This is a genomic window from Psychrobacter proteolyticus, assembly GCF_039762275.1.
GTDB classification, from domain to species: domain Bacteria; phylum Pseudomonadota; class Gammaproteobacteria; order Pseudomonadales; family Moraxellaceae; genus Psychrobacter; species Psychrobacter proteolyticus_C.
On the sequence record NZ_JBDLOB010000007.1, the window covers coordinates 16,921 to 34,196 of the forward strand.

Sequence of the window (17,276 nt, forward strand, 5' to 3'; positions counted from 1 at the left end):
TAACCTACTATCACTTAGAAGTGTTTTAACCGTGATGCTAAATACACTCCAAAAAGTGAACGGCAATTTTAAATCAAGTCAAATTCAACACAGAGTAAATCTATGGAACTCAATGAATATACGGTTCATAAGCTGACAGCGCTCTGTTATAGAAAAGCCGTAGCAACGTATCTAATACAGATAGATCGCTCATCTGATATACCCAAAATTATGTCACAATTTAGTGATCTCGATGATTTTGAAGGCGATAGAATGCCACTAGCTGTCGTCACGAATGAGTTCAATTTGGCTACCTATTTCTTTCAAGATGATTATATAGGGCTAAAAGTTTTCAATTATATCGAGATCGAGTCTCTTCCTTTTTATAAGGGAATAAGCCAATGTATTAGTCCTCTAATAAATGCCAATATTGGCATTCCTCTTATTGTTCTCTGCCGTTTGATTTCGCGTTACTTCAAAGTCATGACTGAATCAATCGAGGTTCATTTATTTGAGAGAAAAAATTTAATCCGTCTTGAGTTCAATCCAAGCATGCCTGAACAGGTTAACAAACATCAAATTGATGGCATTATTTTTTCCGTTTATAAAATTATCTCGACATTTAGCTCACTCAAACCTGTGGGGCTTACTTTGGCGCATCGGCAGTCTTCCCAAGGGTTTGAGCTATATAAACAGTTCTTAGGTGTTCCAGCAGAAATGTCTAAAACAGTCAATAGTTTAACGTATCGAATCAATAGGCCTGATCACATTTACTACTCATCGGAACACACAAAAAACACTGTAGGAAATACATTTTTTATCAATCCTTTGCATCATATGCTTGATAAGAACTTCACCGATACCAGCTATACACAACGTTGTCAGCATATACTCATAACAATCATGGGTCTGCATGAGCCGACTCGTGAGCAAGTTGCTCAGGTGCTCAATATGAGTGTTAGTAGCTTGCAAAGACGTCTAAGAGAAGAGGGTACTTCTTTTAAAGCGTTGCTATTGGAAGTTCGAAAAAAGTTAGCTTATAAATACTTAATAGAGCAGAGATTATCAGCTACAGATACGGCATTTTTACTTAGTTATCATTCTAATAGTCAGTTTTTTGGTGCTTTTAAGAGTTGGTTTGGGATGACGCCAAGAGCATATAAAGAATGTTATCTAAGTGGCTAACAGCTCGTTATAGATATGCTTTGACTATAGCAGCGAGGGCATGATCATCCTTGATTTACTAACTGTATCGTATGATATCTTTTGAAAGTAGGCATATTCAGGTCAAGGAAAGTTAATACTGTCTTAATTCGGGTCAAGGTTTATATGGTGCTAAAAATTCAGCGATGTCAGACTCTATATAAAGACCAACATATAGAACGCTTATAAGCTATTGAGTACTTTTATGATCCAGTGATTAGCCAGTGCATCTCCCTTTGCTTGAGTTTGATATTAGTGATCAAACATCAAAAAAGCGCCCATTGTAGGCGCTATTTTTTATTCTATTTTATAAGCAAGATTCATGATGGCTCTTTGGTAAAAACTATGTTGTACCAAATATAAACCCTTAGCAGTATATAGATATTTTAGTAGGAAGCGGGTCGTAGTTAATGTGACGAGTTATCCTATCGTTATTTAAAGGTAATACGCATAATTTATTGAGTAAAAAACGCAATAGGGCTTAACACTTCTTAAAGTTTATCTAAAGTAAAAATTGATATTATCTTTTCAATATAATGAATTTATTATTTAGTCACTATAATTTTTCGAGTGAGTAATGATAAACAGTTATGACATTTAGACAGGTGCGAATAAGTATCTCTGTCTGACTATGACTAACTTTCAAATATCAATCCAAACGAGAGCGTGTTATGACCCTTACAAAAACAGCTAAAGCTTTTAGCTTGCTGGCTATTGTCACCGCCATACAAGTTTCATCACTGACCTCTGCCTACGCCCATGACCTTAGTGAACATACCATTGCTGCCAAAATATGGCAGATCACAGGCCAGCCTAGTGTCGCTGCTGATTTTATCAAACTAGAAGACGGTACTGTTTATTTAACGGATAGCCACCATCAGTTGCTCTCTTTTGGTTTGTCAGACTTTTCAGCCAATGATCAAACCTATATTCTGGAAAAAGACGCCCATATTCAAGCGATCAATCAGCTAGCAGTGATTGAAAATCTAGTAAGTAGTAATCAATTAACGGCTATCCAAAATCCAAACGATACTACTGTTATCGCCAATGATAATGGGATTGCACTAAACAAAGCTGATGTGGAAATTTCTGTCATGACGGATAACAGTGACACGCGCTCTGTCTTATTCTTCTATCTGTTGGGTGGCTTGGTCTTAGCGAGTGGTTTAGTGTGCTTTTATGTTTTGAACATACGCCACAAAAAAAACCGACCGTCAAAAATCACCTATTCAGTTTTTGGAGTATTGGGTGTAACTGCTTTGCTTGTCGCCTGTAGCAGTACTGAGACGGCCCAAAATATCGGTGAAAAGACCAAAGATGCGATTGCTCATTTGCCAGTACCAGCCAATGATATTGATTTTATGACGTTAGTATTTGGCTCATTCGATAACGTCAATACTCATCATGATGATAAATATCTGTATGTCGAATCAAATGGTATCCCAAGCCACGAAATGATGACGGGTATCACCAGTTGGCAACAGCAAGTACCTATCGACCAGGATTATACCAATGAGAACAGTTGGGTCATTCCCTTACAGCCTGAGCTTGCCGATGAACCTTTAATGGCCAAAGACAATTTTATGAAAGGGGCCATCGCGATTGCAGCTAATGGCATTCCTATATTTAACCCATTAAACAATCGGGGTGAGGACGCCAAAGTATTCGGAGAGTTAGACAATTGGGGCGGGCATTCTGGACGCGCTGATGATTACCACTATCATCTTGCACCAACCCATCTACAGTCACAAGTTGGTGAAGGTAAGCCCATTGCTTATGCGCTAGACGGCTTTCCTGTCTATGGTGAAACTGATGATGAGCTTGATGAATATTTAGGCAAATTCAATGAAGACGGTAGCTATGAATACCATGCTACCTCAGAGTTTCCGTATTTAATTGCAGGTTTGCGCGGTAAGGTCACTATAAACCCAGATACGAAAGCACCAGAAAATGAGATTGCACCGCAAGCACATACTCATGGCGTTCGCCCAGCGCTGACGCCTTTGCGCGGAGCTGAGATCACAGATTACAAGATTATAAGTCCGACTCAATACAGTCTAACGTATACCCATGACGGTCAAGAGCATAAGCTTAACTATGGTTGGGGCGCTACTGAAGCGACCAAGGATATTTATACTTTTGAGTTTATTGATCCAGAGGGTACGACCGTACAGACTTATAAACGCACTGATGACATACAGAAAAAATAATACGTATCTAATCATAATGATCAGTTATAGAAATAATAAGCTGATTTCAAAAACCATCTTATATAATGCTAAGGAATCCTAATGAAACCTATTTTAATACCTGCTTTGCTAACCACGACAGTATCTGCTGTATTGCTGGCGGCGTGTAGCCAAACTCAGATAGACTCAGCGGCTACCGATGCCAATGAGCAAACGACAGCATCAATAAGTAGTACAGATGCCAGCAGTTATACTGGCACCGCTAGCTTAACCCAAGGTGTTGCTCAGGCTGACGTGACAAACGCCTATGAATGTGACCGTGGTCGCCAAACCAACATCGGTAGTATCCAGTCAACTGACGGTAAATCGTGGACAGTACCAGCAGCAACCAATTTACTTAATACAGATTTCCCAGTGGCGTCTGACTTAAACAACCCTTGTACGGGAAACGACTATCGCACCGCCAGTGAAGCTTTAGCTCAACTTGATGGTTCGGACATCATTGAAATAGACGCAGATGGTGAGGTGTATACCGCTTATGTCTTTGCAGATAATTACTTTGAGATGTACGTAAATGGTGTAGCCGTCGGGCGTGATAATGTGCCCTTTACTCAGTTCAATTCAAACATTGTACGTTTCAAAGCAAAAGCACCGTTTACCGTTGCTATGCATTTGGTAGATTGGGAAGAAAACTTAGGTGTTGGTTCAGAGAGTAATAATGGCTCAGAATTCCATGCAGGAGATGGTGGTCTAGTCGCTGTGATCAAAGATAAAGACAATAGCATCATCGCCAAGACTGATGAAAACTGGAAAGCACAAACCTTTTATACCGCACCGATTAGAGACTTGTCCTGTGTTAGTGAGTCAGATAGCGAACGACTATCTAGTAATTGTACTACCACAGCTAATGTGCAAGATAGTTCGGCAGATTATGGCCTGCATTGGGAATTGCCTACCAACTGGCAACAAGCAGACTTTGATGACTCTAGTTGGCCGAATGCTACTACCTATAGTAACCAAACCATTGGGGTAGACAATAAATCAGCTTATACCAATTTCACAGATATTTTTGATAATGAAAAATCAGATGCTGAATTCATTTGGTCAACCAATGTAGTACTCGATAATGAAGTTATCGTACGCTACACAGTAAATTGATTATAAAACTTTATTTAGATTGGTCAGCCTTTATGAAAGCTACTAAACAATAAAGTTTCAGTTATCAAATGCTTATACTAATAACATCGCCTAGTACAACTGAACTTCATGCCTGAGCACTCTATACTTATAGTTAATAGTGCTCAGGCATTCTTTGCTTTGATCAAAGCGAAGTCGACATATATGACTATTATCGTCATATACTCTCATCCATCTTTGCTTGTTCATATGAAAAACAGGCTTATTACTTAGCAGTAGTAAGCCTGTTTTTGATGTAATGATTCTCGCAGATGTGACACAAGCAGTTTCAATTTTTGGTCCGGTTGCCGTGCCTTGGGGTAAACCGCATACATGCCCATTTTCTTTCGTGTAAAGCGCTGCAAAATCTGAGTGAGCGTATTTTGCTGCATTTCTTCATAAACAAGTGCTTGTGGTAAAAAGGCAATACCTAGGTCGCTGAGAGTCGCTTGTTTAATCGCATTAAGATGATTGCTATGAAACCGCCCCTGTACAGGAAGCAATTGCTCCGTGCCATCTATATATAGCGGCCATATACCATTCGCCGTATGATCAAACTTATAGACCAAACACTCATGACTCCGTAATTGTTCAGGGGTTTGAGGTGTACCATGTCGCTCTAAATAGTCTGGTGTCGCACATATGACCCACTGGCTATCTATAAGACGTCTTGCAATGAGTGATGAGTCTTCAAGCTCTGCTGTCCTTATCGCCAGATCAAACCCTTCTTCTATCAAATCAACCAATCGATTGGTAATCTGTAAATCTACTGATATTTCTGGGTGTTGTTTACAGAATTCGGCAATGGATTCGCTCAATATTAGATTTGCAGAGACCGCTGGCATGGTTATACGTATGTTGCCTTTCATGTCTTCACCATAGCCTGTAACGGCATTTTCAGCTTCCTGAAAGGCAAATTTAGCGATTTTAGCTTTGTTATAAAGCGTCCTTCCTGCATCGGTTAAGCTTAACTTTCTGGTTGTCCTATAAAGCAGCTGTGCATTTAAGCTTTCTTCTAATCTTACAATGCGTTTACTTACCACTGAATTCGTTAATGACAGCTTTTCAGCGACCCGAGAAAATGACCCTTCATCAACCACTTGGACGAATAAAACCATATCGTCAGCTTTGCCCATACTTGTTCCCCAATTGGTGTAATACGTTTTGGATTATAGCAAAAAAAGAAAATAATATTATCCTTTGATGCAATATATCAATGTATTGACAAGGCGTAGAATATTTTAGGGAATTTTGAGCATTTGTTTATTTAACCATTCTATTAATCATGTCACTGACAGAGATTGTTTTCGGCTTCGTCTGACCGACAGCATGAAGTTATAAAAACAAATGCTTAGATGAAGTGGTTCAAGGAAGATTACACGATAAAAAAAGGATTATGATTTTGAATCAAACAATATATGGACTGTTGGCATTACTGCCAATCGTTCTCTGTGGTATTTTTTTGATAGGCTTGCAATGGTCAGCCAAAAGAACCATGCCAATCGTTCTGGCGGTTACTGCCGCGCTTGCCCTCTTTGTATGGGATATGACGCTTAATCGCGTGTCTTCATCGATTATTCAAGGAATGGTCATTACGGTTTCAGTATTGTGGATCGTATTCGGCGCTATTTTCTTATTGAATACGTTAAAGCATACTGGTGCTATCGCCGTTATCCGTGCTGGGTTTACCAACGTATCGCCAGATAGGCGGGTACAAGCCATTATTATTGCATGGTGCTTTGGCTGCTTTCTTGAAGGGGCTGCTGGTTTTGGTACAGCGGCCGCTATTGCCGCGCCTTTACTGGTCGCGATAGGGTTTCCAGCGCTGGGTGCTGTGTTGATGGGAATGATGATACAAAGTACGCCTGTGTCATTTGGGGCAGTCGGTACGCCTATCGTTACTGGAGTAAACAAGGGATTAGATACAGTAGCCATTAGCGCCCAACTGGCACAACAAGGACTAGAGTGGGGCGACTTTTTACAACTGATTACCAGCCAAGTGGCCATTATGCACGGTGTTATTGGTACATTTATGCCACTTTTTATGGTGATGATGCTCACGCGCTTTTTTGGTAAAAATAAAAGCTGGAGAGAAGGCTTCGCTATTTGGCCATTTGCTATTTTTGCGGGTTTAGCATTCACAGTCCCTTATACCCTAACAGGTATTTTTTTAGGGCCAGAGTTCCCATCCTTGGTTGGCGGTTTGGTCAGTATCACTATCGTTGTTAATGCGGCGAAACGTGGATTTTTAGTACCAAAAACTACATGGGATTTTGAACCGAAAAAAAGCTGGCCAAGTGAATGGCTTGGTAAGCTAGTGGTCAGCAAAGAAGACATCACTCCTGCATTGAGTGATAAAAAGATGTCCACGGTCATGGCGTGGTTCCCTTATTTGTTAGTTGCCCTTTTATTGGTGTGTTCTAGAGTATTAACAGGCTTTCAGTCTTTGCTGAACAGCGCGACAGTAGACCTAACCTCGATTTTAAGTGAGGCAGATATCAGTGCCAGTTTTAGTCCTTTATACTTACCAGGCGGCTTGTTATTAATTAGCGCCTTGGTTGCCGCCGCTTTTCAAACGAACAAACCTGCCAGTGCACTAAACAATGCCTTTAAAGAATCAGGCAAGACTGTACTAGGGGCCGGATTTGTCCTTATTTTCACGATTCCAATGGTTAGAATTTTTATTAATTCAGGGGTAAACTTATCAGATGTGGCGAGTATGCCTGTCGCCAGTGCAGAGTTGTTTGCGGGTACTTTTGGTAGTGTTTTCCCTTTAATTAGTGCAACCATTGGTGCGTTAGGTGCTTTTATCGCGGGGTCTAATACCGTATCCAACATGATGTTCAGTCAATTCCAATACGAAGCCGCCATGAGCTTACATATTTCACCTTCTCTAATCATCGCGGCTCAAGCAGTTGGTGCCGCTGCTGGTAATATGATTGCAGTACATAATGTTGTGGCTGCATCGGCAACGGTAGGCCTACTCGGTATGGAGGGCGCCACACTTAGACGTACTATTTTACCTACCATCTATTATGTGTTGTTCTGCGGGATTATCGTCATGGCTGCCATTTATATCTTTGGTTTTCAAGGGCCTTTAGCATCATAAGTGACACACAATCACCAAATAAAGAGCGTCATATGCCGTCATTAAATAGAGCTTCATCAAACCTTTTCTCATCAAATATAGAACATCAAGACCAAGACACACTTCATCCTGAGCAAGTGTTAGACAAGCTAACCCATTTACTGGGAGCCAGTAATGTACAGGCTGATCCAGAAAAAAACGAACACTATAGAATGGGGTGGCGCTCTGGTGGCGGCAATGCTTTGGCTGTTCTGTTTCCACAAACACTGCTGGAGATTTGGCGTAGTCTAGAAATATGTGTGGAAGGCGACTGCATTATTATCATGCAAGCGGCAAAAACAGGGCTGACTGAAGGTTCAACGCCGAGCGGTAATGACTACGATAGACCAGTGGTTGTGATCAATACCCTTGCAATGAACCAGTTGTATTTGGTGAATAATAACGAGCAAGTGATTAGCTTACCTGGCGCTACGTTGCATCAGTTGCAAAGTGAGCTTAAAGCCGTAAATAGAGCGCCTCACTCGGTCATTGGGTCATCGGCGTTAGGTGCATCTATCATTGGCGGTGTCTCTAACAATTCAGGTGGGGCACTGGTGAAAAGAGGGCCTGCTTATACCGAGCTTGCTTTGTTTGCCCAAATAGACAAGCACGGTCAGCTAGTATTAGTTAATCACCTAGACGTAGAGTTAGGAGATACCCCAGAAGAAATACTCACTAACTTGCAAACAGGCAATTTTGATAAAAGAGCATTACCTGACACTGGTAAGATGGCATCTGACAAAGAATACATCGCCAGAGTAAAAGACGTTGATGCAAGTACGCCAAGTCGTTTTAATGCGGATAAGCGAAGACTGTATGAAGCAAGCGGCTGTGCTGGCAAGTTGGCGGTATTTGCAGTACGTCTTGATACCTATCCAACGGCTGTAAAAGAGAAAATATTTTATATAGGTACCAACAGTGTGAGTGAGCTTGCACAACTCAGAAGACAAATACTATCGAGCTTCAATAATATCCCTGAAGTGGGTGAGTATATGCATCGTGATATATTCGATGTATCCGCTAAATACGGAAAAGACACGTTCCTGAGTATTAAGCATCTCGGTACCAACGCCTTACCTAGACTATTTTCTATCAAAGGCGCTATGGACGCAAAGTTCCATAAATGGCCATGGATGCCAAAGCATTTCACTGACAAAGTTATGCAATTCGTCGCCAATATATTTCCAAAGCATTTACCGAAGCGAATGCTAGAGTATCGCGACCAATATGAGCATCATCTCATCTTAAAAATGAGTGATGCTGGCATAGCAGAAGCACAGGATTTTCTAAAGGTATTTTTCGACGCTTCAAATACGGGTAGCTATTTTGAATGTAGTCAAGAAGAATCAGAAAGCGCTTTTTTACATCGCTTTGCCGCTGCAGGTGCCGCATTACGTTATGAAGTCATACATGAAAAAGACGTTGGCGACATATTGGCATTGGATATTGCTATACCACGTAACGAGTTAAAATGGCTCGAAACGCTACCTGAAGACATTGAGCAACACTTAGAGAAGAAACTGTATTACGGGCACTTCTTTTGTTATGTATTTCATCAAGACTATATTTTGAAAAAGGGTAGTGATGCACATCTTGTTAAAAAGATGATGTTAGAGCTACTGAGCGCACGCGGAGCCAAATATCCTGCTGAGCATAATGTCGGACACCTATACGAAGCAGAACCTGATTTGCAGAACTTTTATAAAAGCCTAGACCCAACCAATACCTTTAATCCGGGTATTGGTAAAATGTCGAAAACCAAACGCAATTGCTCGTGTTGTTTATAACTGAACTCTATAACTAATATTTAAAACGGGCCATGGGCTGATTATTTATCAGTAGCTAAGTAGCTAAGTAGATGAATAGATGAATAGATGAATAGATGAATAGATGAATAGTTCAGTGTTTGTCTATTATAAATGTTCAATACACCCTTAGAAGCACTGCCGATTGGTAGTGCTTTTTTATTATTTCTCGGTAAATGTATCAGCAGCCTCGAGTTCAGAAGCACATTTATTCAAAATGATTTTGTTATCTATTGTTAAATACCAGTCGATGCTATGTATAATGCAGCACTAGCATAGCTTTCACTCAGTATGGCTTTCACTCATATGCCTTTAATAAGAAGATTACATTATGTCAAACAAGCGTCCTTTATATATTCCTGTTGCTGGACCCGCTCTTTTAGAGACACCTTTATTGAATAAAGGTAGTGCTTTTTCATCAGAAGAACGTAGTAGCTTTAATTTAACGGGGCTATTACCTCATAATATTGAAACGATTGAGGAGCAATCATTACGTGCTTATCATCAACTAAGCTCATTCACTGATGCGATGGATAAGCATATTTACTTGCGTAACATCCAAGATACTAATGAAACCTTGTTTCATCATCTAATTGAGCAGCATATCGAAGAAGTCATGCCGCTCATTTATACCCCAACCGTTGGTCAGGCGTGTGAAAAATTCTCACAAATTTATCGTCGTAAACGGGGTTTGTTTATCTCATATCCTGAGCGTCACAAAATCGACGACATGCTACAAAATGCCACCAAACAAAACGTTAAAGTGATCGTTGTTACTGACGGTGAACGTATCTTGGGCCTAGGGGATCAGGGTATTGGCGGTATGGGCATTCCAATCGGTAAGTTGTCTTTGTACACGGCTTGTGGTGGTATTAGCCCAGCTTACTGTCTACCTATTTTGCTGGATGTCGGCACCAATAATCAACAGTTGCTTGACGATCCTATGTATATGGGCTGGAGAAATCCGCGCATCTCTGGCGATGAATATAATGAATTTGTGGACTTATTTATTCAAGCTGTTAAGCGCCGTTGGCCAGAAGTGTTATTGCAATTTGAAGATTTTGCTCAGGAAAACGCGACCCCGTTATTGAATAAATATCGTGATCAGCTATGCTGCTTTAATGATGATATTCAAGGGACTGCTGCGGTATCGGTTGGTACTCTGATTGCAGCGTGTCTAAATAAAGGTCAAAAACTTAGCCAACAGAATATCGCATTTTTAGGCGCAGGATCTGCGGGTTGTGGTATTGCTGAGCATATTATTCGCCAAATGCAGCGTGAAGGATTGACTGAAGAGCAAGCTCGTAGTCAAGTATTCATGGTTGACCGTTATGGCCTGCTAACAGATGGCATGACAGAACTGCAAAAATTCCAAGAACCGTTAGTACAAAAAGAATCAGCTATTGCAAGCTGGGATAAAAGTAAGAAACTCGGCTTAGCGCAAGTGGTTAAACAAGCAAAAATCACCGTATTATTTGGTGTTAGCGGACAAAAAGGTCTGTTCACCCAAGAAGTGATCGAATCGCTATGTGCTAATACTGAACACCCAATTGTCCTACCACTTTCAAATCCAACGTCTCGTGTGGAAGCAACGCCGCAAGAAGTCATGAATTGGAGTAAAGGTAAGGCAATTGTAGCGACGGGTAGTCCGTTTCCTCATACCACTTATAACGGTCAGTCTTTTGAGGTTTCTCAGTGTAATAACAGCTATATTTTCCCGGGTATCGGTCTAGGTGTTTTAGCAGCACGAGCGTCAGGTATCAGCGATAATATGCTAACGGCGGCAAGCCAAGCCCTTGCAGATATATCAATGGAATACGAAAAAGCACCTGGTGCTATCTTACCGCCGATCAAAGTTATCAGAGAGATCAGTGAAAAAATAGCGTATGCAGTGGCATTGCAAGCGGCTCAAGATAAGCTAGCACTACCTATCACATCGGAGAATTTACAACGTCGATTAAAAGCGAACTTTTGGTTACCTGAATATCGTAACTATCGCCGTACTTCTTTCTAGGCTAGAGATTAGATATAAAAATTCCTAATATTAGCTACATTATCTAAGTAAAGTACTAAATAAAAAAAGGTTGCTAACGCTATATTACATATAGTGTTGGCAACCTTTTTTGTTCCTATCAAAGTCCATTAGTTTATCAAGTTTACTTCTACCATTCCTTAGGCATAGCTAGGCTTCAGTATTCAAGCATGCATCTGCTTAAAGAAAAAGGTAGTGATTAACCGTTGAGGTTAGAAGTAACCCCAATTATTGATTTAACTTTATACGTAAGACATGGTATGGCTTCACAGAGCCCTCTTCACCTTGATTTAACGCAGGGTTAAGATGTAGTGAGTTTTGAGTGATATATAAGTAGCCATTTTGAATTGAAAACCCATCAGCCCATGATAGTAGATTGTCATCTTGAGCAAAGGTCTTAAAGCTATCTTTAGTCACGATACTGACGGCATTTTTTTCAATATCTCCAACGTAGATATCTCCATTATCCGCCATAATCATCCCATCACTAGGACGTTTTTCACCATAAAACTCTATGGTTTTACTCAGTTGGCTATCCGTCAAATTATCATTAGCAAGTGATGAGGCGGGCAAGCGGTAAATTACACTACCATTCACTGTACCGAAATATACCCATTCATTTTGGGCATCCATAGTGATTGGGTTTAAACTTAGATAAATTGCATCAGAATTACCATTTTCACGCTTAGTTGCCATTAATGACCCATCAATAATAAGGTCATGCTCAGGTGCTAAAAGTGCTTTATTTGCTTGAAGAACACGGCGAGAGTTACCTGTGTCTAAGTCAACAACTACAAAAGCAGGTGCAGGTGCTCCTGACAAATTACCGAGACTAGTATCAGCTATGTATATTTTATTGCGCTTAGTATCGATAACAAAATCTTGTAAGAACGAGTTGTCTACAGTAGCATCACTATCGATCTCAATGCGTTTAAAGAGTCTGTTATTTAAGGTATCCCAAGCTACGATTTGAGCAGGCGAATTTTTGCTACCCATATCTAGAATCCAAACCACTCCATCGGGAGTGCTTTCAATACCAATAACTGAAGCAAATCCAACATCTCCTTTATCTGGACCATCAGCCCAATCTATGTTTGGAAAAGGTTTAGTTGAGCCATCACTCATCAATTCAACCACACGGTATTCAGGGTTGTCTAGGGGCTGCATGGATAGAAATGTTCGTCCTTGTTGAGTTACCGTGATATTACCAGGGCGAGTATCATCTATTTGCGCAACGACTTCAATATTGTTGGCATGAGCTGTGCCTAATACCAATGCAGCACTTATAGCCAGTAGTGACTTTAAATATTTCATTTGAATCTCCTGTATTTATTGATGTATATAGGTACTCAAGCATAATATTGAGTGTATGACGTTTAGCACCTAATACTATTTATTCACTAATCGTTATTAATACTTTTAGTTTAATGTTAGTTACTCAATAACGATCATTTCATTCAAAGTGAATTTTTCTATTGCACCTTCAGTGGCTTTTGAGTAATCGTCAAAATGCTTATTACTCATATGAGCTTGCCAAAGTTCACGTGACACCCAATTTTCGTAGAACATAAAATGAGCAGGATTTTCATTATCTTGATGTAAGTCGTAATTGATACACCCTTCTTCAGCGCGAGTAACACCAATCAGTTTTATCAATTCTGTTTTAACCAGTTCGATTTGGTTTGGTTTTGCCATGATATTGGCAACGATGGTTAATCTAGCCATAATAGAATCCTTTTTAACTACTAATGTTAAACTTTATCAAGTCAAAAGATATCGTTAGCGATCGACTGCTTTAAAACGATTATATATAGCTAGCTATAGTAGAGGTAGAGGCTTAAATCAAGAAACACTTTCAATGATATCTTGAAAGTAGTTGTTGTTTATCATAATTAATGCTGCCGAAATTCTCATTGACCAAACCGAAGTATTAATAACAATGCCTAAGAAAACCAAACTACATATCTGAGCACTTTATACTTATAGCTAATAGCATTTAGGAGTTTTTTGTCTTGATTAAAGCGAAGCCAACATATATATATGGTTATTATCAATATTGCAAACACTATGATATTGAGAGAACTATTACCTAAAAAACCATGGTTTAGTTAATGTTTTTTCTGATTGGACTGCCATGTATGTAGTATTAGAAGGACGACTTGTATTGTATTTATTTTCTTAGAAAGCAGCTTCCCAAACCCAAAGAAATCACCTTAACTTGAACAGCTAGGGTGATTTTCTGTCTATGCAGTGATATAAAAGTATAAAGTCTGTATGGTCGCTTAGCTTATTTTGGTTATGTATAAATCAATATATGTAAAAAACCCTTGTAGCTCGATGCTTACAAGGGTTTAAATGATTACTACTCATATTTTAACTGGTGTGCTTACTCAGAGTAAGCTGTGGGCTTAACGGTTTTTTATACCAAGCTATATTTCGTGGAATTGTTGAAAGTCCATTTCTGCATATATTTATGGTTAGTTCTCTGTAATGGCGAACGGTACAATAAAAATGCTGCATCGAATAGTAATATAGCATTTTTGTTCGATGCAGCGCTATGTTATGTGTCTCTGTACTACTCGTATTTTAGCTTAGAAACTGATTGATATGCTCACCAATTTCATCAGGCTTCTCATCAATCAACCAATGAGCGACATCTTTAATCCAGACAAGCTCTGCATTTGGAATCGCTTCTGCCAGCTTTGGTGCATATTCCGGTTTTTGGAAAGGGTCTTTGTCGCCCCACATAATGAACGTCTGATGTGGAAGGTTGCTAAGTTCGTCAGTAAGGGCCTGAGTATACTCTTTATTCAACCGTCTGAGATTGCGAAAGAAGGCATGCTTGCCATCTTCAGTTGACCAAGGTTCAAGATACATCTCGATAAGCTCATCAGTCATGACACTGTTATCATATACACCTTTTGGTAGGAAACCTCGCATCATGCTCAAAAAGTCCTCTAGACTCATCTCTGACTCGGCACCAGGTTCCTGTAGCGGCTCAAAATCTGGGATAGGCCATGAATCGAAGCAGATGCTATCTATCAAAATAAGCTTTCGAACTTTCTCTGGATAATTGACAGCTATCAACTGAGCAACGCCTCCACCAATATCATGTCCAACAATATCTGCTTGCCGCGCACCTAGGACATCCATGAGTTTTACAATCATGTTGCTTTGCGCATTAATGGACACATCTGCGCTTTTTGGTTTTGCAGATTTCCCATAGTTGAGAAGGTCAGGGGCGATGACCCGATTTGTTTTTGCAAGTTGTGGAATAATATTTCGCCACATGAGGCTATTGGTTGGAATCCCGTGCAGCAGGATTATTGGACTACCTGAACCTTGTTCCAGAAATGCAATCTTATGCCCGTCAATGTATGTATAATTTTCTGTTATTTGAGTGCTCATAGCATCCTCCTAAAGATGAATTTTAATAATCGTGAAATCGTTCTACGGAAAGGGAAGACAGATTTTTTCAGCTAAGGTAAGGCAGTAACTGACCCAACGTTATAATAGTAATGTGAAGGAATTCTTCAGGAAGTATACGGTCTCAGTGATCAACAGCAACACTGCTATCAAAAATAGTACTAACTGTTTATGGATCTTTATTGATGAGAAGCTTATTCTCATCACACTATTTTTTCTTCTCACTTATTCAAAAGCCTAATGAAATGGCTTTATTGAAATAACGCGACTGTACCAAAAACTGTCGTACTGAAGTTAGATAAACCAACCTGATGGAAGTGATATTAATCATACATTAATAACAAAAGCATTATGGCTTCAGCCGTTATAGGTTTGTAGCTCAACCGTTATTAATCGTTAACTACCGTGTACTAGATAATAAAAAACCCCACAGCGTAGAGGCTATGGGGTTTTTTATTACTTCTAATATTATTTGATGGTGCGCCCACCAAGACTCGAACTCGGATCGATCGCTTAGGAGGCAACTGCTCTATCCTGTTGAGCTATAGGCGCATTATGGAGTGACATTGTAGAAAAAAGCAGTCATAAAAGCAATCAACAAAAGATAAATAAAGACAATTTATCCTTACTCACCATTGCTAAGCGCGTCAGTGACATCTACAGCATGATCACCTGATGCATTTTTTGCCTGTGAGGTTGGTTTAAATAAGTCATTTACACTGTTCTTATAACCACTGATATTCTGATAATCATATTTTTTTAGTATATCTTGACCTGTACTCGATAGTAAAAAATTACGGAAGTTAATAGCAGTTGTATCGTCTGTCAGGATGACACCTTCAAGCGCTTGTTCATCTTTTAGCGCATAGTTAAAGGGATTTAGAGTGTGTATCTTTTTATCTTTGTTATGCGTACTATTATCACTATTTTTATCATATGTATTACTTATATCATTGGCTTCAGTACTTTTTTGACTTTGACCATTTCTATCTTGTGCCCGTTGCAATTCTGATTGTAGGAGTGTTACCCGTTCTGTAGATAGGCTGTCGTCATTAGTAATAATCATATCTGTATCAAAAACGAAGTCAGAGAGTTTGTCTTTGGTAGAACCATTACTTGGTACTGTAAGAAGGTCGTTAGAGGGGACATAGCTCGCTAACACTTGCACGTGCGGATAACGAGATTCAAAGCTCACAATGATATCGTCCAATGGTATCTGTAACTTCTCCTCTGCTCGAATGTATAAAACACTGTCAGCAATCTCTCTTGATTCATTCCCTTTCGTACTAGGGTCTGCTTCACTTTCACTTGCCATGATTGGCAATGGGTCTGTGTTTTTTCGATTACTGGTCCACAACCAAATAAAGACTGCGATAAAGATTGTGAGCAGTAGCAAAATTAGCCCAGCCAGCAGTAGTTTGTAGTCTTTCATATATTACTGCTCTTTTATTATTAGTTGATTCATAGCAAAGTTTATATACAGGGTGGTATCTAGCTTTCAAAGCTTTTGTTCTAGTACTTCATCGGTTAATTCAGCCAACATGTCTGCAAAGATATCCGTGTCTGCAGAAGGGGTAGATACTTGTTCTTCATTAACTTCACTACTTTCATCAGTATGATTATTGGTTTGGCGATTTATTAGAGAATCAGGTTGGTCGTTTAATACCTTGGCAGCAGATGTAGTAGTTTGATGCGCTGCTAACGGCGATTCACCGGTCAACAATCTGTCTTTTAACCATCTAAACCCATGTGCCTCCCACCATGCTTCAAAACGTGGCAACGTGCTACCACGTACTGCTACAGGTAGATCTAGCGTTCTCAATTTCTGCGCAAGGACAGGGTCGCTGATAGCTTGATGGATGCTCAAATAAAGTGAGCTGCTATCATCCGTATATGGTCGTCTGTTTTGCCATGATCTGTCATCGATTTTCATACGTGGCAGTTGCCACAACTCACCGCGATAATACACGACGTATAAGCGTTGTTTTGGATGGACAAAAATGGCATCAATGGGACGCAATGGCATAATATTAAGTAATCCCGTCAATAGAAAGTATTATTTAGATACAGGTTGTAAAGGCCCATTTAAAAACCGCAATGAGATTATTTCATTGTAAATATGAATGATAGTATAAAACGACACTAAATGTCGCAAGCTTATTATAATATCGGCATCTACACTAGTAAACGATAACCATCAATGGCACACTGATAGCAAATTTGGCATGTCAACGTTATCAATGGATATGTAGAGTTTGCTACTATGATTGTTTTTGTTTACGGCCCTCATGCTAGCAGAAATGCATCATAGTAACGACCATCAAACATAGATTGATGAG

The 17,276-nt window shown here is 39.7% G+C and carries 12 protein-coding genes and 1 tRNA gene; 6 read left to right on the forward strand and 7 right to left on the reverse strand.

Features of this window, described 5'->3' with window-relative positions; translation table 11 throughout:
• Positions 1 to 102 precede the first annotated feature (102 nt).
• From ABFV72_RS10775 to ABFV72_RS10785, 3 genes are all read left to right on the forward strand, one after another.
• Entirely contained in the window at positions 103 to 1,164 is a 1,062-nt protein-coding gene (locus ABFV72_RS10775; protein WP_347163639.1) for a helix-turn-helix transcriptional regulator, read from the forward strand.
• Positions 1,165 to 1,853: 689 nt separating this feature from the next.
• Positions 1,854 to 3,392, forward strand: a complete 1,539-nt coding sequence (locus ABFV72_RS10780; protein WP_347163641.1) for a YHYH protein — start codon at positions 1,854 to 1,856, stop codon at positions 3,390 to 3,392.
• Positions 3,393 to 3,473: 81 nt separating this feature from the next.
• Positions 3,474 to 4,529, forward strand: coding sequence for a hypothetical protein (locus ABFV72_RS10785; protein WP_347163642.1), 1,056 nt, complete (start codon positions 3,474 to 3,476; stop codon positions 4,527 to 4,529).
• 248 nt (positions 4,530 to 4,777) lie between these two features.
• Here the strand turns inward: ABFV72_RS10785 and ABFV72_RS10790 are convergent, their stop codons facing one another.
• Complete coding sequence (locus ABFV72_RS10790; protein ID WP_347163644.1) at positions 4,778 to 5,683, reverse strand: LysR family transcriptional regulator; 906 nt, start codon at positions 5,681 to 5,683, stop codon at positions 4,778 to 4,780.
• 266 nt (positions 5,684 to 5,949) lie between these two features.
• Here ABFV72_RS10790 and ABFV72_RS10795 point away from each other — a divergent pair, with 266 nt between their 5' ends.
• From ABFV72_RS10795 to ABFV72_RS10805, 3 genes are all read left to right on the forward strand, one after another.
• Positions 5,950 to 7,656, forward strand: coding sequence for an L-lactate permease (locus ABFV72_RS10795; protein ID WP_347163646.1), 1,707 nt, complete (start codon positions 5,950 to 5,952; stop codon positions 7,654 to 7,656).
• 32 nt (positions 7,657 to 7,688) lie between these two features.
• Positions 7,689 to 9,461 carry a D-lactate dehydrogenase gene (dld, locus tag ABFV72_RS10800; protein ID WP_347163648.1) on the forward strand — a complete coding sequence of 591 codons (1,773 nt, stop codon included), beginning with the start codon at positions 7,689 to 7,691 and terminating at the stop codon, positions 9,459 to 9,461.
• A gap of 349 nt (positions 9,462 to 9,810) precedes the next feature.
• Complete coding sequence (locus ABFV72_RS10805; RefSeq protein WP_057760119.1) at positions 9,811 to 11,493, forward strand: NAD-dependent malic enzyme; 1,683 nt, start codon at positions 9,811 to 9,813, stop codon at positions 11,491 to 11,493.
• Positions 11,494 to 11,739: 246 nt separating this feature from the next.
• Here the strand turns inward: ABFV72_RS10805 and ABFV72_RS10810 are convergent, their stop codons facing one another.
• The 6 genes from ABFV72_RS10810 to ABFV72_RS10835 all read right to left on the reverse strand — a co-directional run bounded on the left by ABFV72_RS10810 (position 11,740) and on the right by ABFV72_RS10835 (position 16,963).
• Complete coding sequence (locus ABFV72_RS10810; RefSeq protein ID WP_347163650.1) at positions 11,740 to 12,825, reverse strand: L-dopachrome tautomerase-related protein; 1,086 nt, start codon at positions 12,823 to 12,825, stop codon at positions 11,740 to 11,742.
• Between the two features lie 120 nt (positions 12,826 to 12,945).
• Positions 12,946 to 13,236: a putative quinol monooxygenase gene (locus ABFV72_RS10815; RefSeq protein WP_347163652.1), complete on the reverse strand. Its 291-nt coding sequence runs from the start codon at positions 13,234 to 13,236 to the stop codon at positions 12,946 to 12,948.
• An 861-nt stretch (positions 13,237 to 14,097) separates the two neighbouring features.
• Positions 14,098 to 14,919, reverse strand: a complete 822-nt coding sequence (locus ABFV72_RS10820; protein ID WP_347163654.1) for an alpha/beta fold hydrolase — start codon at positions 14,917 to 14,919, stop codon at positions 14,098 to 14,100.
• Positions 14,920 to 15,413: 494 nt separating this feature from the next.
• Positions 15,414 to 15,489, reverse strand: a tRNA-Arg gene (locus ABFV72_RS10825).
• Between the two features lie 73 nt (positions 15,490 to 15,562).
• Complete coding sequence (locus ABFV72_RS10830) at positions 15,563 to 16,369, reverse strand: hypothetical protein (RefSeq protein ID WP_347163655.1); 807 nt, start codon at positions 16,367 to 16,369, stop codon at positions 15,563 to 15,565.
• 66 nt (positions 16,370 to 16,435) lie between these two features.
• Positions 16,436 to 16,963, reverse strand: a complete 528-nt coding sequence (locus tag ABFV72_RS10835) for a hypothetical protein (protein ID WP_347163657.1) — start codon at positions 16,961 to 16,963, stop codon at positions 16,436 to 16,438.
• Positions 16,964 to 17,276 lie beyond the last annotated feature (313 nt).